The organism is Pseudomonas sp. TE3895 (assembly GCF_056278855.1).
Genome location: NZ_JBWBQE010000001.1, coordinates 1,270,480 through 1,292,629 on the forward strand (window position 1 = coordinate 1,270,480; position 22,150 = coordinate 1,292,629).

Below are 22,150 nucleotides of genomic sequence, written 5' to 3' on the forward strand. Positions count from 1 at the left end.
GCGACACAAGGCCGCTCACACCATTGGCCGGCGTATGCAGTACCTTTTGTGGGAGCGGCCTTGTGTCGCGAAAGGGCTGCAAAGCAGCCCCAAAGGCTCATGCCTCACCACCGGTGTTACACTGTCGGCCACATAGCCTGAATATAAAGAGGGGAGGCCAGGCTGTACCGCAGTCTGTAGCCTCCCCGAGCGTTTCTGGACTAAGCATGAGAATACTGATCATTGGCCCCAGCTGGGTCGGCGACATGGTGATGGCGCAGACCCTGTTCCAGTGCCTGAAACAGCAGCACCCCGACTGCGTGATCGACGTGCTGGCCCCTGAATGGAGCCGGCCGATCCTCGAACGCATGCCTGAAGTGCGTCAGGCCTTGAGCTTCCCGCTCGGTCACGGCGCGCTGGAGCTGGCCACACGTCGGCGCATCGGCAAGTCCCTGGCCGGCCAGTACGACCAGGCTATCCTGCTGCCCAACTCGCTCAAGTCGGCGCTGGTGCCCTTTTTTGCCGGCATTCCCAAACGCACCGGCTGGCGCGGTGAAATGCGCTTCGGCCTGCTGAACGATGTGCGCAAGCTGGACAAGGCCCGCTATCCGCTGATGATCGAGCGCTTCATGGCCCTGGCTTACGCACCCGGCGCCGAGCTGCCGCAGCCATACCCGCGCCCCAACCTGCAGATCGAAGCGCAAAGCCGTGACGCCGCCCTGGCCAAGTTCGGCCTGGAACTGGACCGTCCGGTACTGGCGCTGTGCCCTGGCGCCGAGTTTGGCGAAGCCAAGCGCTGGCCGGCAGAGCACTATGCCGCTGTGGCCGATGCGATGATTCGCCAAGGCTGGCAAGTGTGGCTGTTCGGCTCGAAGAACGATCACCCGGTCGGTGAGCAGATCCGCGACCGGCTGATTCCGGGGTTCCGTGAAGAGTCGTCCAACCTGGCCGGTGAGACCTCGCTGGCCGAGGCCATCGACCTGATGTCCTGCGCCCATGCCGTGGTGTCCAACGATTCCGGCCTGATGCACGTGGCCGCTGCGCTGAACCGTCCGTTGGTGGCGGTGTACGGCTCGACTTCACCCGGCTTCACCCCACCGCTGGCCGAACAGGTGGAAGTGGTGCGCACCGGTATCGAGTGCAGCCCGTGCTTTGACCGCACCTGTCGCTTCGGCCATTACAATTGCCTGCGTCTGCTGGAACCGGGCAAAGTGATTGCCGCCCTGCACAGCCTCAGCGGACCGGACCTGATCGATACCGTGGCCGAGGTCGACTAAGTGCGGGTACTGATCATCAAGACCTCGTCGCTGGGGGATGTCATCCACACCCTGCCGGCGCTTACCGATGCCGCCCATGCCATTCCCGGCATCCGTTTCGATTGGGTGGTGGAAGAAGGCTTCGCCGAAATCCCCAGTTGGCACCCCGCGGTCGACCAGGTCATCCCGGTGGCGATCCGTCGCTGGCGCAAGAACCTTTGGCAAACCATCAAGAGTGGCGAGTGGAAGGCGTTCAAGCAGCGCGTGCGCGAGCGCAAGTACGACCTTGTGATCGACGCCCAGGGCCTGGTCAAGTCGGCCTGGTTGACCCGTTACGTGAAGGCACCCGTAGCCGGCCTGGACCGCTACTCGGCGCGCGAAGGCTGGGCCAGCCGCTTCTACGACCGGCCTCTGTCGGTCGCTACCGGCCAGCACGCAGTGGAGCGGGTACGCCAACTGTTTGCCATGGCCCTGGCCTATGACCTGCCAGAAGGCATCGGCAACTACGGCCTGGACCTCGACCGCCTGCAACTGCCCCCGGCTGCGCCCTATGTGGTGTTCCTGCATGGCACCACCTGGGCGACCAAGCATTGGCCCGAAGCCTACTGGCGCGAACTGGCCGAGCGCATGGGCCGGCGCAAGCTGGAAGTGCGCCTGCCTTGGGGTAATCCGGCTGAGAAGGCGCGGGCCGAGCGAATTGCCCAAGGCTTGAACAACTGCCAGGTGCTCCCCAAATTGAACCTTGCCGGCGTCGCTCGTGTTCTGGCGGCGGCAAAGGCCTGCGTGGCGGTCGATACCGGCCTTGGCCACCTGGCGGCGGCACTCGATGTGCCCACCCTTTCGCTGTTTGGCCCAACCAACCCGGGCCTGACTGGCGCCTACGGACGGACCCAGATTCACCAGGCCAGTGACTGGCCTTGCGCTCCCTGCCTGCAGAAGAAGTGCACCTACAAACCGAGCGCCGATGACCTGGCCCGGTTCGATCTGAAACGCGAGTGGCCCCTGTGCTTCACTCGCCTGAATCCCGAGCATGTGGCGAGCCGCTTGAGCGCGTTGCTGCTGGCTGAGGATGTCCGTTGATGCAACTGGCTTTCGTGCTTTACAAATATTTCCCCTTCGGCGGGCTGCAGCGCGATTTCATGCGCATTGCCCTGGAATGCCAGAAGCGGGGCCACCAGATCCGTGTGTATACGCTGATCTGGGAGGGTGACATTCCGCCGGGCTTCGAAGTGCTGGTGGCGCCGGTGAAGGCGATCTTCAACCACCGCCGCAACGAGAAGCTCAGCGCCTGGATGGCCGCCGACCTGGCCAAGCGCCCGGTCGACCGCCTGATCGGCTTCAACAAGATGCCGGGGCTGGACGTGTACTACGCCGCCGACGGCTGCTTCGAGGACAAGGCGCAGACCTTGCGCGGTGGCCTGTACCGCCGCTGGGGCCGCTACCGGCACTTTGCCGAGTACGAGCGTGCGGTGTTTGCCAAGGACGCCCATACCGAAGTGCTGATGATTTCCGAAGTGCAGCAGCCGCTGTTCATCAAGCATTACGGCACCCCGGTAGAACGCTTCCACCTGCTGCCGCCAGGTATTTCCCAGGATCGCCGTGCGCCGGCCAATGCCGCCGAGATCCGCGCCGAGTTCCGCAAGGAATTCAACCTGGGGGATGACGACCTGCTGCTGGTGCAGATTGGCTCAGGCTTCAAGACCAAAGGCGTGGACCGCAGCCTCAAGGCACTGGCCGCGCTGCCGTCGGCCCTGCGCAAACGCACCAGGCTGATGGTGATCGGCCAGGACGACCCCAAGGTATTCCAGCTGCAAAGCGCTACCCTGGGCCTGGGCGACCAGGTGCAGTTCCTCAAGGGCCGCAGCGATATCCCGCGCTTCCTGCTGGGCGCCGACCTGCTGATTCACCCGGCGTACAACGAGAATACCGGTACGGTGCTGCTCGAAGCGTTGGTCGCCGGCTTGCCGGTGCTGGTGTCCAAGGTGTGCGGTTATGCCCACTACATTGCCGAGGCCGACAGCGGCCTGGTGCTGGACGAGCCGTTCGAACAAGATCAGCTCAACGGCTATCTGCAGCGCATGCTCGAAGACCCGCAGGCGCGTGCCAGCTGGTCGCGCAATGGCCTGGCATTTGCTGATAGCGCCGATCTGTACAGCATGCCGCAGCATGCTGCCGACGTGATCCTGGGGCAAAAAACCGCATGAAGCTGATATTGGCCGAACCCTTCAAACGCCTGTGGGCCGGGCGTGATGCCTTCGACGCCGTGGAGGCGCTGCAAGGCGAGGTCTATCGCGAGCTGGAAGGGCGCCGCACGCTGCGCACCGAAGTGGCTGGCGAGGGCTTTTTCGTCAAGATCCACCGTGGCATCGGCTGGGGCGAGATCTTCAAGAACCTGTTCACCGCCAAGCTGCCGGTGCTCGGTGCCGGCCAGGAGTGGAAGGCCATCCAGCGCCTGCATGAGGTGGGTGTGCCTACCATGACCGCAGTTGCCTATGGCGAGCGTGGCAGCAACCCGGCAGCGCAGCACTCGTTCATCATCACTGAAGAGCTGGCGCCGACCATCAGCCTGGAAGACTTCAGCATCGACTGGGTCAAGCAGCCGCCTGAGCCGCGCCTGAAGCGTGCACTGATCGCCGAGGTGGCGAAGATGACCGGCGGGATGCACCGCGCCGGGGTCAACCACCGCGATTGCTACATCTGCCATTTTCTGCTGCACACCGACCGACCGGTGACGGCAGATGACTTCAAACTGTCGGTGATCGACCTGCACCGCGCGCAAACCCGTGCCAGAATCAGCCGCCGCTGGCGCGACAAAGACCTGGCTGCGCTGTACTTTTCGGCCCTGGACATTGGCCTGACCCAACGCGACAAGCTGCGCTTCCTGCGCGGTTACTTCCAGCGTCCGCTGCGGCAGGTGCTGAAGGACGAAGCCGCGCTGCTCGCCTGGTTGGAGCGCAAGGCCCAGAAACTCTACGATCGCAAGCAACGCTATGGGGACGCACTCTGATGGCGAGTTGGACACTGGCGCCGGGGTACGAACACCTGGCGGCGGACTTCGGCAGCCTCGACGCGGTGTTCGCCCTCCAGGGCGAACGGCTGACCCGCGACCCGCTCAGTGAGGTGGTACGCATCGAGCGTGACGGGATCAACTACTACGTCAAGCGCTACACCGGGGCCGGCAAGCACATGCGCCGGTACCTGGGGCGGCCACGCATCAAGGCCGAATGGCAAAACCTCAAGCAGTTCGCCAAATGGGGTATTCCCACTGCCGAAGTCGTGGCCTGGGGCCTGGAGCGCAACGGCCTGGCCTTTGGCCGTGGCGCTATGATCACCCGTGAGCTGCCGCACACCGAAGACCTGTCGGCCCTGGCCGATAACAACGATGCGCGCTTGGCCGACCGCAGCTGGGTCGACCATGTCAGCCGTCAACTGGCGCGCCATACCCGGGTCATGCACCAACACCGCTTTGCCCATAACGACCTGAAGTGGCGCAACCTGCTGGTCGATGACCAAGGCACGCTATTCTTCATCGACTGCCCTACCGGCGACTTCTGGCGCGGTTTCATGTGGCGCCACCGGATGATCAAGGACCTGGCATGCCTGGACAAAGTGGCCAAATACCACCTGTCAGCTACCCAGCGCCTGCGCTTCTACCTGCAATACCGTGGCCGCGACCGGCTGAATGTGCGTGACAAGAAGCGCATTCATCGGGTACTGGGCTTTTTCGAGGGAAGGGAATGACCGATTACCTGGCCAGCGCGGACCTCGCGCTGCTCAAGCGCCATGGCCTGGACAACTTCGAGGCACTGTGGGCGCTGCAACTTGATGCTGTGGACGAACCCAACACCGGCCGTGGTGGCTGGAGCAGCGTCTTCCGTCTGGAACTCGAAGGCAAGGGCTACTACCTCAAGCGCCAGAGCGACTACCTGACCCGTACCTTGCACCGGCCGTTCGGCGAGCCCACCTTCGCCCGCGAATTCCGCAACATCAGTCGCTACCAGAAGCTGCGCATTCCGGCATTGCAGGCGGTGTTCTACGGCGAGCGCAAGCAGGGCGGCAAGCACCGGGCTATCCTGATGACCCGCGCTCTGGACGAATGGGCCGACCTCGACAGCCTGCTGGCGCAGTGGCCGCGGTTGGGTGAAGCCGAGCGCACTGGCATCCTGCAGGCCTGCGGTCAGCTGGCACGCACCCTGCACAGCGCCGGCCAGGTGCATGGTTGCTTCTACCCCAAGCACATTTTCCTGCGTCAACGCCGTGAGGGTTGGGACGCGCAATTGATCGACCTGGAAAAGACCAGGCCGCTGCTGTTCGGCATGCGTGACCGCCTCAAGGACCTGGAGCCGCTGCTGCGCCGCGCGCAAGCCTGGCGCGTGCCGGATGTACGTACTTTGCTGGCGACCTACCTGGGGCAGCCGGCTGACGGCGCGCTGGTCGACACCTGGCTGCAACGGCTGACGCAACGCCGTCGTGAAAAAGAGGCTCGCTGATGCGTTTGTCTGAACTGAAGGATGCCGGGCGCAGCCCGACGCTGCCCCTGAGTATCACGTTGGTTGATGCCGCCGGCAGTGCCGACTTGCAACTGCTCACCCTGCTGCGTGTGCTGCCGGGCCAGCGTTATGTGGGCGCTGGTGTCTGGCGTGGCACACCGGTGCTGGCGAAGCTGCTGGTCGGTGGTAACGCCGCGCGGCATTTCCAGCGCGAACTGCAGGGTGTGAAGTTGCTGGCCGAACAAGGCCTGACCACACCGACGCTACTGGCCGACGGCCTCAAGGAAGGCGAGGGCGGCTGGCTGCTGTTCGAGTTCCTTGACGGTGCCCAAAGCCTGGCCGATGCCTGGGCCGCAGTGGAAAACCTGCCAGTGCTGGCGGACGAGCAGCACCTGGTACTGGGCGAAGCGCTCACGGCTGTGGCGCACATGCACGCCCAAGGCCTTTGGCAGGAAGACCTGCACCTGGACAACCTGCTGCGCCATGCCGGCAAGCTGTACCTGATCGACGGTGCGGGCATCAGGGCGGAAACACCCGGTCAGCAGTTGTCGCGTCCACGCGTGCTGGAAAACCTCGGGGTGTTCTTCGCCCAGTTGCCCAAGCGCCTGGAGCCGTTCATCGAAGAGCTGCTGGTGCATTACCTGCTGGCCAATGCCGAGCATGCGTTGCCGCTGGAAGCCCTGCAGAAACAGGTGGACAAGGTGCGCCACTGGCGGCAGAAGGACTATCTGGACAAGGCTGGCCGCGAGTGCAGCCTGTTCAGCGTCCAGCGCACCCTCTCGGGCTTGCAGGCGATCCGCCGCAGTGAGGTCCAGGCCATGCAGCCAGTACTGGAGCAGGCCGATGCGCTGATCGACAAGGGCCATTTGTACAAGACCGGTGGCGCTGCCAGCGTGGCGCGCATCGAGGTCAATGGTCGCCCGTTGGTGATCAAGCGCTACAACATCAAGAACACCGCACATTGGTTCAAGCGCTTCTGGCGCCCGAGCCGGGCCTGGCATTCCTGGATTGAAGGTCACCGCCTGGAATTCCTCGACATCGCCACGCCACGCCCCCTCGCGGTGCTGGAGCAGCGGGTGCTGGGCCTGCGCAGCCGTGCTTACCTGGTCACCGAGTATGTCGACGGCCCGGACCTGACGGCATGCTTCGCGCCCTACGTCGAAAGCGGCGATGCGCCCGAGGAGCAGGTGGATGCCTTGGTGCACGTGATGCAGCAGCTGATTCGCGAGCGCATCAGCCACGGCGACTTCAAAGGCCATAACCTGTTCTGGCACAACGGCCAATGGTCGTTGATCGACCTCGATGCCATGTGCCAGCACGCCACCCAGCTCAGCTTCGCACCGGCCTATGCCCGTGACCGGGCGCGGCTGCTGCGCAACTGGCCCAATGGGAGTGCCTTGCATCAGCGGCTGGACCGGCTGTTGCCAAAACTGGTCGACTGAGGCCGCCGGTTCCGGCTGTCAGTGGGCCGGCGGTGGTTGATCTGGCAATGTCAGCCAGTCACTGCTGCGCCCTGCCTGACGAACGCGTATCAGCCACTGGCCGTTTTCGTGGCGCAGCACCGCCCACGGCACCACGCCGGCGTTGCTGGCGATGGCAAGCTGCAAGTGGTAATGATCCGGCAGCAAGTGGCGGCGCACAGGCAACTGCCCGTCCTTGAGCGCCAGGTACAGCTGATCGTCAGCTTGAAAAAGCCCTTGTTCGATGTTTACCGGCAGGCCGTCCACAGGCGTTTGCAGATAGCAGTCCTGCAGTAATTGTGTCAGGTCGGGCAGCCCGTCGTACCAGAGCACCGGTGAGTCGATGACCCACTGCCCGTCGGCTTTGCGCTTGAGCGGTTGCTGCAGATAGGCATCTGGCTGGTCAGGGTCGATGGCTCGCCAGCGGTAGCCGTCGAAGCTGACCCGGTAATAGCGGTTGTCGTTGTCCTTGACGAAGTACAGTGATTGCCCACCAAACGCCGAGCTTTGCTCGTAGACACCTTCACCGTAGATACCGTCTATGCGATAGCGCAGGCTGCTGCTGCCCGATTGTACCTGGAGGCGTGCGGGCAGCGGCAGTGGCGGTGGTTTGGGGATCCCGCGCAGGGATCGGCGTAGCACTCTGGAACCCAGAAAACTGGTACCCGCATCGTTGAGGTGGCTAAGCGCCTGATAGGCATGCCGCATCACCCCTTCGACATCCTCTTGCTTGAAGGCCTCGGCGCCGTCCCAGATGTCGATTGCCATGCGGCTGATCGACAGCACCAGCAGCGCACGGTTCGGCAGCAGCAGGCTGATGAAGTCCAGCAAGCGCCAGCTCAACGCCATGACCGATTCCGTATTCACTTCCCTGGTCGTCATGCTGTCGGCGTCGGCTTGGGCAATCAATGCTCGGGCCTCGGCCATGTAGTAGACGAAGAACAGGTCGTCCTGGATCTCGGGTGTCGTCAAATGTGTGCTCATGCGACCCTTCTCCAGCAGCCGCTGCACCGTGACGGCTGGCAGCAATGGCAGACGCTGGGCTACGTATGCTCTCAACGTGGGCTGTTGGCGCAATGTGCGAAGCAGTTCGCGGGTTGTTCGAAAACGGCGCCAGGCCCTGCGGTCCGGGGCATCCGGGGTGTACAGCACGCATGCCGGAGACTTGTAGGGGAGGCTGTTGAGCAGAAGCACGCCCTGCAGGGTATGGCCCATGATGTTCAACTGCCGAACAGTGACCGGGTAGCCTGCTACTGGCGCACGCAAGGCATTGTGTGGTTGGTCCAGCACTGCGCGCACCCAGTTGTAGCCATGTTCGAAAGGGTCTTCGCCAAAGTGTCCGGCGTAGCGCGCCTTCACGGCTTCAGCGTGCATGCGTGCACGGTTGACCTTGCTGTGCGCAGTCAGGCGCCATTTGCCCGCTCTGGAACTGATGAGCTGGGTGTGCAGGTACTTTGCGTAGCTGTCACCCACGTTCAGTTCCCGGACCATGTGCTTGACATACTGCGGCGTGAGCCCGGCGGGCATGGCTTTGCCGTGGGCATGGATTACCCGGGCAGTCAGCCAGTAATCGCTGTCGAACCACGGCAAGTTCTTGAGGGCGATCTCTTCGAGGGTGTTGATTTCCTCGACCATTTCCACCATCTCGTGGCCCACGCGTCGCATGCCTACATAGGTGACATAGGATGAGAGGGCGAAGGGATGCATGATGGCGCCCGTGCGGCGGGCGCGCACGACGATGATCTTGATCTCGCGAGGATCTGTGTCGTATCCCAGGTCATGGCTCAGGCGCTCGCGAAGGCGTGCGTTGGCCCAGGCCAACAGGCTATTGCGTTGCTTGAAGTCGTTAAGGCTCAGCACTCCCGGGGCAGCAGCCTGCTCGGCGATTGCCACCAGCGTTTGCATGGCCTGCATCATATGGCTCAGGCCTTGCGCAGATGTATTGCGCAGCCAGTTGGGCAGATTCTTCTCAAGCAATTGAGAGTAGCGTGTTTGCAGGATGGGTTTGGCGCCGACTTCGGGCCATAGCGCCAGGGCTTTATGTATTCGGGTGTGCTGGTCGGGTGAGCCGTTGCTCCACAAGCCGGTGTCACTCAGGCGTTGGCGTTGGGCTTCTATCACACTGTCGATCTGGGCCTCCAGCAGGCTGTCGGCGTACCAGTCATAGCGCAGGCGCTGTGACCGGCGAGCGCGGTCCGCCTGCGTGTCAGTGTACAGATGCAGCAGCGGTCTGCTCTGGAGTGGGTCTTCCAGGCGTTCGCAAAGCTCCTGGTGCAGTGCGCCCAAGGAGTCGAAAGCCTCGATGCCTTGTGACAGGCTGCACAGCAAAGCAGCGCCTGCGGCATCCTGAGGCGTGAGCATAGGGCCTTCGGCGGTACCGGCAACGATGATCAGTGTGCCTGGCAGGTAGCTTCGCCAGTTGGGCCGTAGGCCTTCCAGCAGAACGCGGTAGACCTGTGGCCTTTTGGCCAGGGGCATATGCCTGCGCTGGGAGGGTAGTGGCTGTTGCAGGCAGGCCCATAGTTGATCGGCTGAGCGGTAGCCCAAGGTCTCGTCGCCCAGGCGCAGTTCAACCTCGGCCAGCATCAGCGCCTTGCGCAGTGCCAGCAGCTTTTGTCTGGGGGTTTCGCCTTGCTCATCGGCCGTGGTCCAGAAGCTGGCCAGTTCGCCGTGCAGCCAGGTGCGCGTGTCGGGGTTGATGGGGTGTTGAAGGTCGAGGGTCGGAAGGCCGTCGAGCAAGTCACCGATTTGTCGGTCGATCTGTTCCAGTTGTTCGAGGGGGCGCATGGGGCGGTTCCTTGGTTGAGGAAAACCCCATGCTTGGCAATACCTGCGGTTGCGGGGTGGTAGCGGGCTAGCGCCCCCGACGCCAGAGCAGCCCGCGCAGGCTCAGCAGGGCCGGCAGGCCCAGGCCGGCCCATGCCAGAACGTCCCAGCCACCGTCGCCGAGCAGTGCGGCGAACAGGCCCAGAAAGCCAAGCAGGGCAATCAACGCTGGCCAGGCGAAGAGGCGCGCAGTGGGTTGCGACCTGTGGCTCATGCGCGTGCCTCCCTGGGTTTGCGCTGCTTGCCCCACCACAGGTAGAGGCCGCTGCCGAGCACGATGATTGTCAGCACGTCCAGTAACGCCCAAAGGATCTGCATCGGTCGCCCGCCGTAATCGCCGAAATGCAGTGGCTGCGACAGGCCCATGGCATCCATGTACCAGGGACGGTTGCCGACGGCAGTCACTTCAAGGGTGCGAGCATCGATCAGTACTGGCGTGAACAGGTGCGAACTCAGGTGGGTGGCACCGTTCATGAACACCGCATAGTGGTGCTCGCTGGAGAAACGCGTGCCAGGAAACGCGATGAAGTCCGGTGCGCATGCCGGGTGCGGCCCGCTCGGCAATTTCCAGCAGGCGAGAGGCTGGGGCGCGCTCGACGAGCGGCGGGGCGTCGCGGTAGGGGGCAACCATCGCAGCCAGGCTGTCGTTGCGCCAGGCTGCGATGACCAGGTCGGACAGGGCACTGATTACCCCGGTCACGCTCACCGTCAATGCCCAGGCCAGGGTGACCACGCCGATCAGGTTGTGCAGGTCGAGCCAGCGCAGGCGGCGGGACTTCTTGTGGCGTACGGTGCCGAATTCCAGGCGGCGCATGAACGGCGCATAGAGCACGGTGCCGGAGACAATCGCGACAATGAACAATACGCCCATGAAGGCCAGCAGCAGCTTGCCCGGCAGGCCTGCGAACATGTCCACATGCAGGCGCAGCATCACCATCATGAAACCGCCGTTGGCGGCCGGCATGGCCACCGCCTCGCCGGTGCGTGCATCGAGCATGAAGGTGTGCGACAGGTTGGGGTCGGTGCCGGCGGTGGCGGCGGTAATGGCGACCACGCCGTTGGGCTCGTCTTCATCGTAGCCGAAGTACTGCATGACCTCGCCGGGGCGATGTTGTTCGGCCTTGAGCACCAGTTGCTGCAGGTCGAGGTGCGGGGTGCCTGCCGGCATTTCACGCAGTTCAGGGGCGTCGCCTAGCAGGTGTTCGAGTTCGTGGTGGAAGATCAGCGGCAGGCCGGTGACTGCCAGCAACAGCAGGAACAGGGTACAGACCAGGCTGCTCCAGGTGTGGATCAAGGACCAGCGGCGGATGGTGGGGCTCTTCATCACGGTACCGATTGTTGTCGGTTGGAACCCGGGGCCGCAAGGCGGCCCCAGCTCACTCAGAACTTGTAAGTGGCGCTGGCGACAACGCTGCGCTCATCGCCGTAGTAGCAGTAGTACGCGTCACAAGTAGAGAGGTAGTCCTTGTTCAGCAGGTTGGTGGCGGTGACCGCGACCGACGCGCCCTTCAGGCTGCCGTTCAGGCGACCCAGGTCGTAATGCACCGACCCGTCGAAGACGGTGTAGGCCTTGGCCTTGCCCAGGTAGGTATTGCCTTGGTCGCCGTAGGTATTACCGGTATAACGCGCGCCCAGCCCGATGCCGAAGCCGTCGAGTACGCCTGAGTGCCAGGTGTAGTCGCCCCAGATGGACGCTTGCTGGTTAGGCATCAGTTGCAGGCGGTTACCTTTGAAATCGCCATCCTGCACCTCGGACTTGGCCAGGGTGTAGGCGGCAATCACCTTCAGGTTGTCGGTCACATCGGAAACCGCTTCCAGCTCAAGGCCGCGGACTTTCACTTCACCGGTCTGGCTGGTGATGGTCACACCACCGACCGTGTTGGTGACCGAGACGTTTTTCTGAGTCAGGTCGTACACGGCTGCCGACAACAGGGTGTTGGACCCCGGTGGCTGATACTTCACGCCCAGCTCCCACTGCTTGCCTTCGGTGGGCTTGAACGAGTCCGAGGCCGACACACTGGCATTGCTGGACGGCTGGAACGACTCGGCATAGGACAGGTACGGCACGAAGCCCGAGTCGAACACGTAGCTGATGGCTGCGTTGCCGCTGAACTTCTTGTCCCGCTGGGTATTGGTGGCATCGCCCTGGTTGAAGAACTTGGTGCCGGTGTGCACCCAGTCTTCACGACCGCCCAGGGTCAGGCGCCAGTTACCAAGCGCCATCTGGTCCTGCACATACAGGCCAGTCTGACGGGTTTTCTGGTTGTAGTCGTAAAACGCGGTCGAGCGATCAGGGCGAGTGATCGGCAGCCCGTAGACCGGATTGTTGACGTTGCTGTCCGGCACGGTGAAGTCGAAGATCGACAGGTAGTTGGTGTTGATGCGCTGGTGGTCCAGACCGATCAACAGCGTGTGGTTGATGTCCCCGGTAGCGAAGTCCGCCTGGAAGTTGTTGTCCACCGCGAACTGGCTGATGTCTTCATCGGTGTTGGTGGACATGCGGCTGACAGTGCCATCGTCTTTGACCGGGCCGCCGGGCTCGTAGTAACTGCCAGGGGTGATGGTCTGGAACGACAGGTCTGACTTGGTGTAGCGCAGGTTCTGGCGGAACTGCCAGACGTCATTGATGCGGTGTTCGAAGGCGTAACCCAGCGCGTAGTAAGTACGGTCGTAGAACTCGTAATCCGGGTCACCCAGGTTTTTGTGGTGCGAGATCTTGCCGAACGGCATGTCGATCTTGGTGCCCTGGATGGGCCGGAATTGGCTGGTGGCACCGGTATCGTCACGGGTGAACTGGGTCAGGAAGGTCAGCGTCGTGTCTTCGTCAATGTTCCAGGTCAGGCTTGGGGCAATGTTGTAGCGCTTGTTGTCGATGTGGTCGATCTGGGTGCCACTGTCACGGATAACGCCACTGACGCCATAGAGAAAGCGACCTTCATCGTCGATCTTGCCGGTGCTGGCGAAGTTGATCTGGCGATGGTTGTCGCTGCCGTATTGAAGCTCGATTTCGTGAGCGCTTTCCGCTTGCGGACGGCGGCTGACCATGTCCAGCAGGCCGCCAGGTGGGGTCTGGCCGTAGATCGAAGAGGCCGGGCCGCGCAGCAGGGCGAGGCGGTCGAGGTTCCAGGTTTCGGCTTTCGGGTTGGCGTACACGCCGCGTGGCAGCGGCAGCCCATCGAGGAATTGCGTTGGTTCGAAGCCGCGCACGCGCATCCAGTCATACCGCGTATCGCTGCCGAAGCTGGCGGAGACGATACCTGGCATATAGCGCACTGCATCATCCAGGCTGTGTACACCGCGGTCTTTCATTTGCTCGCGGGTGGCCACAGAGATGGAGCGGGGGACCTCCACAAGTGCCGTGTCAGTCTTGGTGCCAGCAGCAGTGCGCTTGGCCACGTAGCCTTCAACCGGGCCCCAGGCGCTTTCGCTGGCGCTGGTGGCATTCACGGTGGTTTCCGGCAAGGCCAGTGTGCCATCCGGCACGGCCACCAGGCTGTAGCTGCCCGCACTGCTCTGCTGCAACTGCAGGCCGGTACCGCTCAGGGCGGCTTGCAGGGCGCCCAGGCCGTCGTATTGGCCGCTTACCGGGGCCGAGGTGCGTCCGCTGACCAGTGCCGGGTCGATGGCCAAGGCAATGCCGGCCTGGCTGGCGATCTGGTTGAGGGTGGTGGCCAGTGGCGCGCTGGGCAGGTTGTAGGCGCGCGACATGGATTGCTCGGCGGCGAACAAGGCAGGGCTGGTCAGCGGGGCAGCCAGGCCGATGGCCAGGGCCATCAGGCTGGGGCGCAGAATATGATCAACGGCACGGGACATGCGGCGGTTCCTCGACGGGTAAGTGCTTGCTGCTTCCTTGCCGAGCGAGATCTGAAAAGTGACAGGGTGAATCTGAAAAATATTGAGAATTATTTAAAAGAGGGTTTGCCAGCACCGGCCTCTTCGCGGGTGAACCCGCTCCTACGACGACCGTGATGTGTGCCCACCACCGTGGTAGGAGCGGGTTTACCCGCGAATACGGTGGTGGCGGCAACGGTGAACGGCGGGTGGAAATTGGCCAGCAGGCCCGGCCTCTTCGCGGGTGAACCCGCTCCTACGACGACCGTGATGTGTGCCCACCACCGTGGTAGGAGCGGGTTTACCCGCGAATACGGTGGTGGCGGCAACGGTGAACGGCGGGTGGAATTTGGCCAGCAGGCCCGGCCTCTTCGCGGGTGAACCCGCTCCTACGACGACCGTGATGTGTGCCCACCACCGTGGTAGGAGCGGGTTTACCCGCGAATACGGTGGTGGCGGCAACGGTGAACGGCGGGTGGAATTTGGTCAGCAGGCCTGGCCTCTTCGCGGGTGAACCCGCTCCTACGACGACCGTGATGTGTGCCCACCACCGTGGTAGGAGCGGGTTTACCCGCGAATACGGTGGTGGCGGCAACGGTGAACGGCGGGTGGAATTTGGCCAGCAGGCCCGGCCTCTTCGCGGGTGAACCCGCTCCTACGACGACCGTGATGTGTGTCCACCACCGTGGTAGGAGCGGGTTTACCCGCGAATACGGTGGTGGCGGCAACGGTGAACGGCGGGTGGAATTTGGTCAGCAGGCCTGGCCTCTTCGCGGGTGAACCCGCTCCTACGACGACCGTGATGTGTGCCCACCACCGTGGTAGGAGCGGGTTTACCCGCGAATACGGTGGTGGCGGCAATGGTGAACGGCGGGTGGAAATTGGCCAGCAGGCCCGGCCTATTTGGACGTGACGTTCACCCACCACTGCGTATGGCGCTCGATCTTCACCGGCAACGCCGGCACCAGCGAGGCCAGCGCCAGGTCGGTGTTGGTCAGCGGGAAGCTGCCGGTCACACGCAGGTCGGCGACCTTGGCATCCACCCCGAGGTAGCCGCTGCGGTACTGGCCCAGTGTGGCGAGCAGGTCGCCCAGGCGTACGTTGTCGACCACCAGCATGCCGCGGGTCCAGGCATCGGCACCGGCAGGCACCGTGCCAACCTCGCCGAGGCCGTTGGCGTTCATCAACACCTGCTGGCCTTCGCGCAGCACCTGTTCGTCGCCGCTGTTATGCGGCATGGCGGCGACCGAGGCTTGCAGCACTTCCAGGCGCGTACCGCCGGCTTCGCGGCGCACCAGGAAGCGCGTGCCCAGTGGCCGCAAGCGACCGTCTTCAGTGCGTACCAGCAGCGGGCGCGAGTCCTGGTGGCCGGTTTCGACCGAGATTTCGCCTTGGTGCAGCACGATCACCCGTTGCGCGCCGGCGTAGTCGATGTCCACGGCGGTGTGGGTGTTCAGGCTCAGCAGTGTGCCGTCTTCCAGGCGCAAGGTACGCAACTCTCCCGTGGCGGTGCGCTGGTCAGCCAGCCAGTAGCTGGGTGCCAGCGACGGGGCGCCGCCCCATGCCAGCAGCGCGCCGAGCAGAAACGTGCCAGCCAGCCCGCCGCCAACCTTGCCAATGCGTCGCCGCAGGCTGGCGCGTGATTGCAGCAGCGCTTGGCGTGCCGGGCCAGCCGCCGCGCTAACGCGTTGGTCCATGGCGCCGAGCTGGCGCCAGGCACGTGCGTGCTCTTCGCTGGCGGCATGCCAGCGCATGAATTCATTGCGCTCATCAGGCGTGCTGCTGCTGTCGCCGAGGCTGAGTTTCCAGGCAATCGCGGCTTCCAGGACCCGGGACGAAACCGGGACGTTGCTCACGTCGGCTCCCCATACAGGGCTACATAGCACTGGCGCATCCCTTGGGCGATGTACTGGCGCACCCGCGACACCGAAACGCCAAGGCGCTCGGCAATCTCGGCATGGCCCATGCCGTCCAGGCGGCTGTGCAGAAACGCAGCGCGAGCCTTGCTCGACAGCTTGCCGAGCAGGCGGTCGATGGCTTTGAGGTCTTCAAGGATCAGGTGCTGCATTTCTGGCGACGGCTGTTCGGCTTCAGGGATCAATGCCAGCTCGGCCAGGTAGGCTTGTTCCAGCGCGGTGCGACGGAAGTGGTCGAACATCAGCCCCTTGGCCACGGCGGCCAGAAACGCGCGGGGTTCGCGGGGTGTCTCCAGTTGCTCACGACCAAGCAGGCGCACGAAGGTGTCCTGGCTCAGGTCTTCGGCACGTTGGCGGCAGGCCATGCTGCGTTGCAGCCAGGCGAGCAGCCAGCCGCGGTGGTCGCGGTACAGCGCACCGACCAGATCGGCGTGTGGGCTTTGTGCAGAAGACAAGCAGCGTCCCCCCGGAACGAATGCATTAACTAACGATAATTATTCTCGATTGTTGCAGAGGGGAGGGGGTGGGTGCAATGGACGCTTATCGGATTGCCATCATGGGGCTTGGTTTGAGTTATGTGGCGCCGGTGGGATCGAGCTTGCTCGCGATACGCCGCGCGGGCGGCGCTCAATCTCACCGGCGCTGCAAATCCCACGCCTTACAAACCATGACTCTGCATCTTGCGCCGTCGCCACCCGCGCAACCGTTGCTCCAGCTGCAGCGGGCTGTCCAGCTGCTGGCGCCGGGCCTGGCTGAACAGGATCAGCGCAAGCTCTGCGGTCACCTGGGCATCGGCACTGGCATGATGGCGTTCTTCAACCTGCAAGCCAAACCGTGCCACCCAGTCATCCAGCCCGGCCTCGCGCAGTACCGTGTCTGGGTTGAGCATCGGTGCCAGTTCGGCAACGTCGAGGAACATTGACTGCAAGCGATGCCCAAGGGTCTCTTTCAGCGCACGGGCCAGCATGCGCTGGTCGAATGGCGCGTGAAACGCCAGCACCGGGCTGTTGCCAATGAAATCGAGTAAATCCAGCAAGGCCTCGGCTGGGTCGCAACCGGCAGCCAATGCGCTGGGGCCCAAGCCGTGGATCAGTACGCTGGCGTTGGTCTTCTGCAAAGGCCGGTGCAATGTGCGTTCGAACTGCTGGGCAAAGTCGATGGCACCGTCCTCGATGGCCACCGCCCCAATCGACAGTACCTGATCACGGTTGGGGTTGAGCCCGCTGGTTTCCAGGTCCAGCACCACCCAGCGCTGCTCACGCAGGGTACATACCCCCAGCGGCACGGGCTTGGGCAACCGGGCCAGGCGCTGGCGCTTGGCGTGGTCCAGCTCGGGCGCGCTGGGGCGCAGCCAGGCGAACAGGCTCACAACTGGTACCTCAAGGCCAGGCTGCTTTGCAGGCGCTGGGCCTGGCGCAGCGACTCGCGCAGGATGCGCCGGTCCAGGTGGTTGAGGCTGTCCGGGTCGACCCGGTTGGAGTAAGGCAGGTTGTCGCGTATCTGGCGCTGGTGCTGCTGCATGCGGGTTTGCTGGATGAAGTGGTAGGCCTCTTCATAGGCGGCGCCGTCCAACGGCTCGATCACGCCCTTGGCCACCAGTTGGCGTAGGCGCTCCAGGGTATTGCAGGCTGCTATGCCATTGGCCAGGGCCAGCAAACGGGCACCATCCACGAAGGGCGTCAGGCCCTGGACCTTGAGGTCGAGGGTCGCCGCCTTGTCGTTGCCCTGGCGTGTCAGCACGAACTCGCGCAACCGGCCCACCGGCGGGCGTTGGCGCAGGGCGTTGTCAGCCATCATGCGCTGGAAGATGCGGTTGTCGGCTACCTGTGCCAGCAGGCCTTGGCGCAGCTGCTCGCAGCCTTGCTCGTCGCCCCACACCACCCGCAGGTCGAAGTAGATGCTCGAGCCCAACAGGTTCTCCGGGCTGGCTTCGCGAACAAACCCGGCAAAGCGTCGCGCCCACTCGCTGCGCGACAGGCACAGTTCGGGGTTGCCGGCCATGACGTTACCCATGCACAGGGTGAAACCGCACTGGGCCAGGCATTGGTTGATGTATTGCGCCAGCGGCAGCAGGCGAGCGCGGATGGCGTCGGCCTCGGCGCTGTCGACTGCTTCGAAGAGGATGCCGTTGTCCTGGTCAGTGTGCAGGGTCTGCTCACGTCGCCCTTCGCTGCCAAAGCACAGCCAGCTGAACGGCACGCCCGGGTCGCCACGTTCGGCCAGGGCCAGTTCGATGACCCGGCACACGGTATGGTCGTTGAGCAAGGTAATGATCTGGGTGATCTGCGTCGACGATGCGCCATGGGCCAGCATGCGTTCTACAAGCTGGCTGATTTCGCCGCGCAGCGAAACCAGCGTATCCAGGCGTGGTGCATGGCGTATGGTGCGCGCCAGGTGAACCAGATCGACCCGTTGCAGGGAGAACAGGTCGCGCTCGGAAACCACGCCGCACAAGCGTCCGTTTTCCACCAGGCAGACATGGGCAATATGCCGCTCGGTCATGGCCATGGCGGCATCGAAGGCGCTGGCCTGGGGTGGGAGGTAGAACGGTTTGGCGGTCATGTGCTGGTCGATGGCGGCGCCCAGGTCGGCATCTACTGTCGCCACCACCTGGCGCAGGTCGCGCAAGGTGAAGATACCGATGGGGTAGCGCTGCGGGTCGACCACCACGATGCTGCCCACCTGTTGCTCGTGCATCAGCCGCACGGCTTCGCGCAGGGGCGTATGGGCGCTGCAGACCACCGGATGACGCATGGCCAGTTCACCCAGGGGGGTGTTCAGCGAGTATTGGGTGCCGAGGGTTTCCACAGCGCGCTGGCGTACTTGCTGATTGACCTGATCAAGCAGGCTGCTGACACCGCGCAGGGCAAAATCCCGAAACACTTCAGACATCGAGAACACGCGGATGAATGCGGCCTTGTTCAGTTGCAGGCAGAAGGTGTCTTCCCCGGCCAGGTGCTCGGTGCGGGTTGCCCGCTCACCCAGCAGGGCTGCCAGCGGGAAGCACTCCCCGCTGGTGATCTCGAACGTGGTTTCGACACCCGGTTTGGCCAGGTGCTGGCGCTCGCCAACCACGCGGCCCTGCTTGACGATGTAGAAGTGCTCGACCGGCCCGTCGGCAGGTTTGACGATGCTTTCACCGCAGGCGTAGAAGCGCAGCTGGCACTGCTCGACCAAGAAGGCCAGGTGGCTGTGCTCCATCTGATTGAACGGCGGAAAGCGCTGCAGGAACTGCAATGTGCCTTGGATGTTTTGCAGTACCGCTGTCTTGCCCGCCTGGCTGTAGGCGTCCTTTTTGCTCATGAAACTGACCGTATCGCTATGCCGAACTATATATATCTATATATAGGTACCGGCCATGTTGTTCTCTGCCTCCATGGTCGGCTTGCGGCGGGGTGGTGCCCATTGGACGTAAGTCTATGAGCGCCCTTGTCAAAGACCCGACGAAAGGCGAAACGGGTTACGCAAGTAATGCGGTCCTAATGCTGAAGCGGAATTATTTTGACGAGACAAGCATGCCCGAGCACACCGACATCCTGAGCGACGCCGAGCGCGAGGCCTTGGCCGTGATAAACCAAAGTGCGCCTGTGGCAGCTAGACCGTTGGTGCTTGTGGTGGATGACAACGCGGTTAACCGCGAGGCGCTGATCCTGTACCTGAAAAGCCGGGGCATCGATGCGGTGGGGGCGGATGGGGCCGAGGAAGCCAGGTTGTACCTGCACTACCAGAAGCGTATCGGGTTGATGATTACCGATTTGCGCATGCAGCCTGAAAGTGGACTGGACTTGATCAGGACAATTCGCGCGTCGGAGCGGGCGGCGTTGTCGATCATTGTGGTGTCGGGTGACACCGATGTGGAAGAAGCAGTGGATGTGATGCACCTAGGGGTGGTGGACTTCCTGCTCAAGCCGGTGGATTTGGGCAAGCTGTTGGAGCTGGTGAGGAAAGAACTGAAAATGGGTTGATGCGCCGAGGGGGCCGCAAAACGGCCCCCTGGCGCAGATGTTACTTACAACCCGTTACGCGCCTTGAACTCGCGGCGACGGCGGTGCAGTACCGGCTCGGTATAACCGTTCGGTTGCTTGCCACCTTCCACTACCAGTTCTACAGCCGCCTGGAACGCCACGTTGTCGTCGAAGTTCGGCGCCATCGGGCGGTACAGGGCGTCGCCAGCGTTCTGCTGATCGACCACCACGGCCATGCGCTTGAGGCTTTCCAGCACCTGCTCCTGGCTGACCACGCCGTGGCGCAGCCAGTTGGCCAGCAGCTGGGCAGAGATGCGCAGGGTGGCACGGTCTTCCATCAGGCCGACGTTGTTGATGTCCGGCACCTTCGAGCAACCCACGCCCTGGTCGATCCAACGCACCACGTAGCCGAGAATGCCCTGGGCGTTGTTGTCCAGCTCGTTGCGGATCTCTTCGGCCGACCAGTTGGTGTCGGCAGCCAGCGGAATGGCCAGAATGTCGTCCACCGACGCCGGGGTACGTGAAGCCAGTTCACGCTGGCGCGCCTGTACGTCCACCTTGTGGTAGTGCAGGGCGTGCAGGGTGGCGGCAGTTGGCGACGGTACCCAGGCGGTGTTGGCACCGGCCAGTGGGTGGGCGATCTTCTGCTCGAGCATGGCGGCCATCAGGTCAGGCATGGCCCACATGCCTTTGCCGATCTGCGCACGGCCTTGCAGGCCGGTGGCCAGGCCAACGTCGACGTTGTTGTTTTCGTAGGCGCCGATCCACTTCTCGTTCTTCATGGCACCTTTGCGCACCACGGCGCCGGCTTCCATCGAGGTGTGGATTTCATCGCCAGTGCGGTCAAGGAAACCGGTGTTGATGAACGCCACGCGCTCGGCGGCTGCCTTGATGCAGGACTTGAGGTTGACCGTGGTACGGCGTTCCTCGTCCATGATGCCGACCTTGACGGTGTTGCGCGGCATGCCCAGCAGGTCTTCGACCTGGCTGAAGATCTCGGCGGCGAAGGCCACTTCCTCAGGGCCGTGCATCTTCGGCTTGACGATGTACACGCTGCCGCTGCGGGTATTCTTGCGGCTGGTGTTGCCGTTGAGGTTGTGCAGGGCGATCAGGTTGGTGAACAGCCCGTCCTGGATACCTTCGGGGATTTCGTTGCCTTGGGCATCGAGGATCGCCGGGTTGGTCATCAGGTGGCCAACGTTGCGCACGAACAGCAACGAACGACCGTGCAGGGTCACGCTGCCGCCGTTAGGCGCTGCGTACTCGCGGTCCGGGTTCATGGTGCGGGTGAAGGTTTTGCCACCCTTGCTCACGCTTTCGGCCAGGTCGCCTTTCATCAAGCCCAGCCAGTTGCGGTAGACGATGACTTTGTCGTCAGCGTCTACGGCTGCAACCGAGTCTTCGCAGTCCATGATGGTGGTCAGTGCCGACTCCATCAGGATGTCTTTGACGCCAGCGGCGTCGGTGCTGCCGACGGGGGTGCTGGCATCGACCTGGATTTCGAAGTGCAGGCCGTTGTGCTTGAGCAGCACGGCAGTCGGCGCGGCGGCGTCGCCGTGGAAGCCGATCAGTTGCGCATCGTCGCGCAGGCCGCTGTTGCTGCCGCCTTTCAAGGCAACAACCAGCTTGCCGCCTTCGATGCGGTAGCCCGTGGAGTCAACGTGCGAGCCGGCGGCCAGTGGCGCGGCTTCGTCGAGGAAGGCGCGGGCGAAGGCGATGACCTTGTCGCCGCGTACCTTGTTGTAACCCTGGCCTTTTTCGGCGCCGCCTTCATCGCTGATGGCGTCGGTGCCGTAAAGGGCGTCGTACAGCGAACCCCAGCGGGCGTTGGCGGCGTTCAGGGCGAAGCGGGCGTTCATCACCGGAACGACCAGTTGTGGGCCGGCCATGTGGGCGATTTCTTCGTCCACGTTCTGGGTGGTGGCCTGGAAATCGTCGGCTTGTGGCAGCAGGTAGCCGATTTCCTGGAGGAATGCTTTGTAGGCTGCGGCGTCGTGGGCCTGGCCTTTGCGTGCCTGGTGCCAGGCGTCGATCTTGGCTTGCAGCTCGTCGCGCTTGGCGAGCAGGGCTTTGTTCTTTGGAGCGAGGTCATTGATGATCTTCTCTGCACCCGCCCAGAACTGCTCGGCGACGATGCCGGTCCCGGGGATGGCTTCGTTGTTCACGAAGTCGTACAGGACCTTGGCGACCTGAAGGCCACCGACTTGAACGTATCCAGTCATTGCTTGCCTCACTCTGCTCAGCTATTTCGCTCTTCTGTATTAAGCCTGTAGCGCTTCTCTAAACACGGCACCAGTGCATGCTCCCGGTTTTGCTCGGGGGCGGCTGGGTGCGGCCTGCCAGACAGGCTGGCGGGCAGTGTGCGTATTTTCACAGGCGCCTTGGCAGACATCCAAACGACGTTTTGTAGTCCGCGCCACGGGATAC

16 protein-coding genes and 1 pseudogene are annotated in these 22,150 nt (G+C 63.3%); 8 read left to right on the plus strand and 9 right to left on the minus strand.

Annotated features, from left to right (window positions below; genetic code table 11):
* Positions 1-206 precede the first annotated feature (206 nt).
* From waaF to ACZ889_RS05640, 7 genes are read left to right on the plus strand one after another with little or no spacing between them, the layout of a single operon-like run.
* Positions 207-1,256, plus strand: coding sequence for a lipopolysaccharide heptosyltransferase II (gene waaF / locus ACZ889_RS05610; RefSeq protein WP_003255649.1), 1,050 nt, complete (start codon positions 207-209; stop codon positions 1,254-1,256).
* Positions 1,257-2,315, plus strand: coding sequence for a lipopolysaccharide heptosyltransferase I (waaC, locus tag ACZ889_RS05615; RefSeq protein ID WP_003255648.1), 1,059 nt, complete (start codon positions 1,257-1,259; stop codon positions 2,313-2,315). It abuts the gene before it with no gap.
* The gene (locus ACZ889_RS05620; protein WP_003255647.1) at positions 2,315-3,439 is read left to right on the plus strand and encodes a glycosyltransferase family 4 protein; all 1,125 of its coding nucleotides are present in this window, start codon (positions 2,315-2,317) and stop codon (positions 3,437-3,439) included. The genes waaC and ACZ889_RS05620 overlap by 1 nt, the downstream gene beginning before the upstream one ends.
* Complete coding sequence (rfaP, locus tag ACZ889_RS05625) at positions 3,436-4,242, plus strand: lipopolysaccharide core heptose(I) kinase RfaP (RefSeq protein WP_003255644.1); 807 nt, start codon at positions 3,436-3,438, stop codon at positions 4,240-4,242. Before ACZ889_RS05620 ends, rfaP begins: the two co-directional genes overlap by 4 nt.
* Positions 4,242-4,976, plus strand: a complete 735-nt coding sequence (locus ACZ889_RS05630) for a lipopolysaccharide kinase InaA family protein (protein ID WP_003255642.1) — start codon at positions 4,242-4,244, stop codon at positions 4,974-4,976. The genes rfaP and ACZ889_RS05630 overlap by 1 nt, the downstream gene beginning before the upstream one ends.
* Complete coding sequence (locus ACZ889_RS05635) at positions 4,973-5,725, plus strand: lipopolysaccharide kinase InaA family protein (protein ID WP_121782764.1); 753 nt, start codon at positions 4,973-4,975, stop codon at positions 5,723-5,725. The genes ACZ889_RS05630 and ACZ889_RS05635 overlap by 4 nt, the downstream gene beginning before the upstream one ends.
* Positions 5,725-7,167: a lipopolysaccharide kinase InaA family protein gene (locus tag ACZ889_RS05640; protein WP_019750251.1), complete on the plus strand. Its 1,443-nt coding sequence runs from the start codon at positions 5,725-5,727 to the stop codon at positions 7,165-7,167. The genes ACZ889_RS05635 and ACZ889_RS05640 overlap by 1 nt, the downstream gene beginning before the upstream one ends.
* Positions 7,168-7,185: 18 nt before the next feature.
* Here the strand turns inward: ACZ889_RS05640 and ACZ889_RS05645 are convergent, their stop codons facing one another.
* The 8 genes and pseudogenes from ACZ889_RS05645 to ACZ889_RS05680 form a co-directional block, all read right to left on the minus strand.
* Complete coding sequence (locus ACZ889_RS05645; protein WP_476257228.1) at positions 7,186-9,972, minus strand: dermonecrotic toxin domain-containing protein; 2,787 nt, start codon at positions 9,970-9,972, stop codon at positions 7,186-7,188.
* Between the two features lie 67 nt (positions 9,973-10,039).
* A complete protein-coding gene (locus ACZ889_RS05650) occupies positions 10,040-10,225 on the minus strand; it encodes a hypothetical protein (RefSeq protein WP_014860432.1) in 186 nt (61 codons plus the stop codon).
* Positions 10,222-11,335: pseudogene (locus ACZ889_RS05655) on the minus strand (PepSY-associated TM helix domain-containing protein). Before ACZ889_RS05655 ends, ACZ889_RS05650 begins: the two are co-directional and overlap by 4 nt.
* Positions 11,336-11,391: 56 nt before the next feature.
* A complete protein-coding gene (locus ACZ889_RS05660; RefSeq protein WP_003255632.1) occupies positions 11,392-13,824 on the minus strand; it encodes a TonB-dependent siderophore receptor in 2,433 nt (810 codons plus the stop codon).
* 917 nt (positions 13,825-14,741) lie between these two features.
* The gene (locus tag ACZ889_RS05665) at positions 14,742-15,698 is read right to left on the minus strand and encodes a FecR domain-containing protein (protein ID WP_003255630.1); all 957 of its coding nucleotides are present in this window, start codon (positions 15,696-15,698) and stop codon (positions 14,742-14,744) included.
* Positions 15,695-16,213: an RNA polymerase sigma factor gene (locus tag ACZ889_RS05670; RefSeq protein WP_003255629.1), complete on the minus strand. Its 519-nt coding sequence runs from the start codon at positions 16,211-16,213 to the stop codon at positions 15,695-15,697. The genes ACZ889_RS05665 and ACZ889_RS05670 overlap by 4 nt, the downstream gene beginning before the upstream one ends.
* 203 nt (positions 16,214-16,416) lie before the next feature.
* Entirely contained in the window at positions 16,417-17,127 is a 711-nt protein-coding gene (locus tag ACZ889_RS05675) for a 3'-5' exonuclease (RefSeq protein ID WP_011953275.1), read from the minus strand.
* Positions 17,124-19,061, minus strand: a complete 1,938-nt coding sequence (locus ACZ889_RS05680) for a putative nucleotidyltransferase substrate binding domain-containing protein (protein ID WP_047603141.1) — start codon at positions 19,059-19,061, stop codon at positions 17,124-17,126. The genes ACZ889_RS05675 and ACZ889_RS05680 overlap by 4 nt, the downstream gene beginning before the upstream one ends.
* 116 nt (positions 19,062-19,177) lie before the next feature.
* On the opposite strand from ACZ889_RS05680, the gene ACZ889_RS05685 reads away from it, so the two are divergent.
* Positions 19,178-19,723 (plus strand): response regulator, encoded by a 546-nt coding sequence (locus ACZ889_RS05685; protein ID WP_033726058.1) that lies wholly within the window; start codon positions 19,178-19,180, stop codon positions 19,721-19,723.
* Between the two features lie 44 nt (positions 19,724-19,767).
* On the opposite strand, the gene ACZ889_RS05690 is transcribed toward ACZ889_RS05685, so the two are convergent.
* Positions 19,768-21,945, minus strand: a complete 2,178-nt coding sequence (locus tag ACZ889_RS05690) for a malate synthase G (RefSeq protein ID WP_003255621.1) — start codon at positions 21,943-21,945, stop codon at positions 19,768-19,770.
* Between the last annotated feature and the right edge of the window lie 205 nt (positions 21,946-22,150).

Excerpts from the sequence above, each read along its gene's own strand:
- waaF (WP_003255649.1), top strand. The coding sequence starts at position 207 with ATGAGAATACTGATCATTGGCCCCAGCTGGGTCGGCGACATGGTGATG.
- ACZ889_RS05620 (WP_003255647.1), top strand. The coding sequence starts at position 2,315 with ATGCAACTGGCTTTCGTGCTTTACAAATATTTCCCCTTCGGCGGGCTG.
- rfaP (WP_003255644.1), top strand. The coding sequence starts at position 3,436 with ATGAAGCTGATATTGGCCGAACCCTTCAAACGCCTGTGGGCCGGGCGT.
- ACZ889_RS05630 (WP_003255642.1), top strand. The coding sequence starts at position 4,242 with ATGGCGAGTTGGACACTGGCGCCGGGGTACGAACACCTGGCGGCGGAC.
- ACZ889_RS05635 (WP_121782764.1), top strand. The coding sequence starts at position 4,973 with ATGACCGATTACCTGGCCAGCGCGGACCTCGCGCTGCTCAAGCGCCAT.
- ACZ889_RS05640 (WP_019750251.1), top strand. The coding sequence starts at position 5,725 with ATGCGTTTGTCTGAACTGAAGGATGCCGGGCGCAGCCCGACGCTGCCC.
- ACZ889_RS05645 (WP_476257228.1), bottom strand. The coding sequence starts at position 9,972 with ATGCGCCCCCTCGAACAACTGGAACAGATCGACCGACAAATCGGTGAC.
- ACZ889_RS05650 (WP_014860432.1), bottom strand. The coding sequence starts at position 10,225 with ATGAGCCACAGGTCGCAACCCACTGCGCGCCTCTTCGCCTGGCCAGCG.
- ACZ889_RS05660 (WP_003255632.1), bottom strand. The coding sequence starts at position 13,824 with ATGTCCCGTGCCGTTGATCATATTCTGCGCCCCAGCCTGATGGCCCTG.
- ACZ889_RS05680 (WP_047603141.1), bottom strand. The coding sequence starts at position 19,061 with ATGAGCAAAAAGGACGCCTACAGCCAGGCGGGCAAGACAGCGGTACTG.
- ACZ889_RS05685 (WP_033726058.1), top strand. The coding sequence starts at position 19,178 with ATGAGCGCCCTTGTCAAAGACCCGACGAAAGGCGAAACGGGTTACGCA.
- ACZ889_RS05690 (WP_003255621.1), bottom strand. The coding sequence starts at position 21,945 with ATGACTGGATACGTTCAAGTCGGTGGCCTTCAGGTCGCCAAGGTCCTG.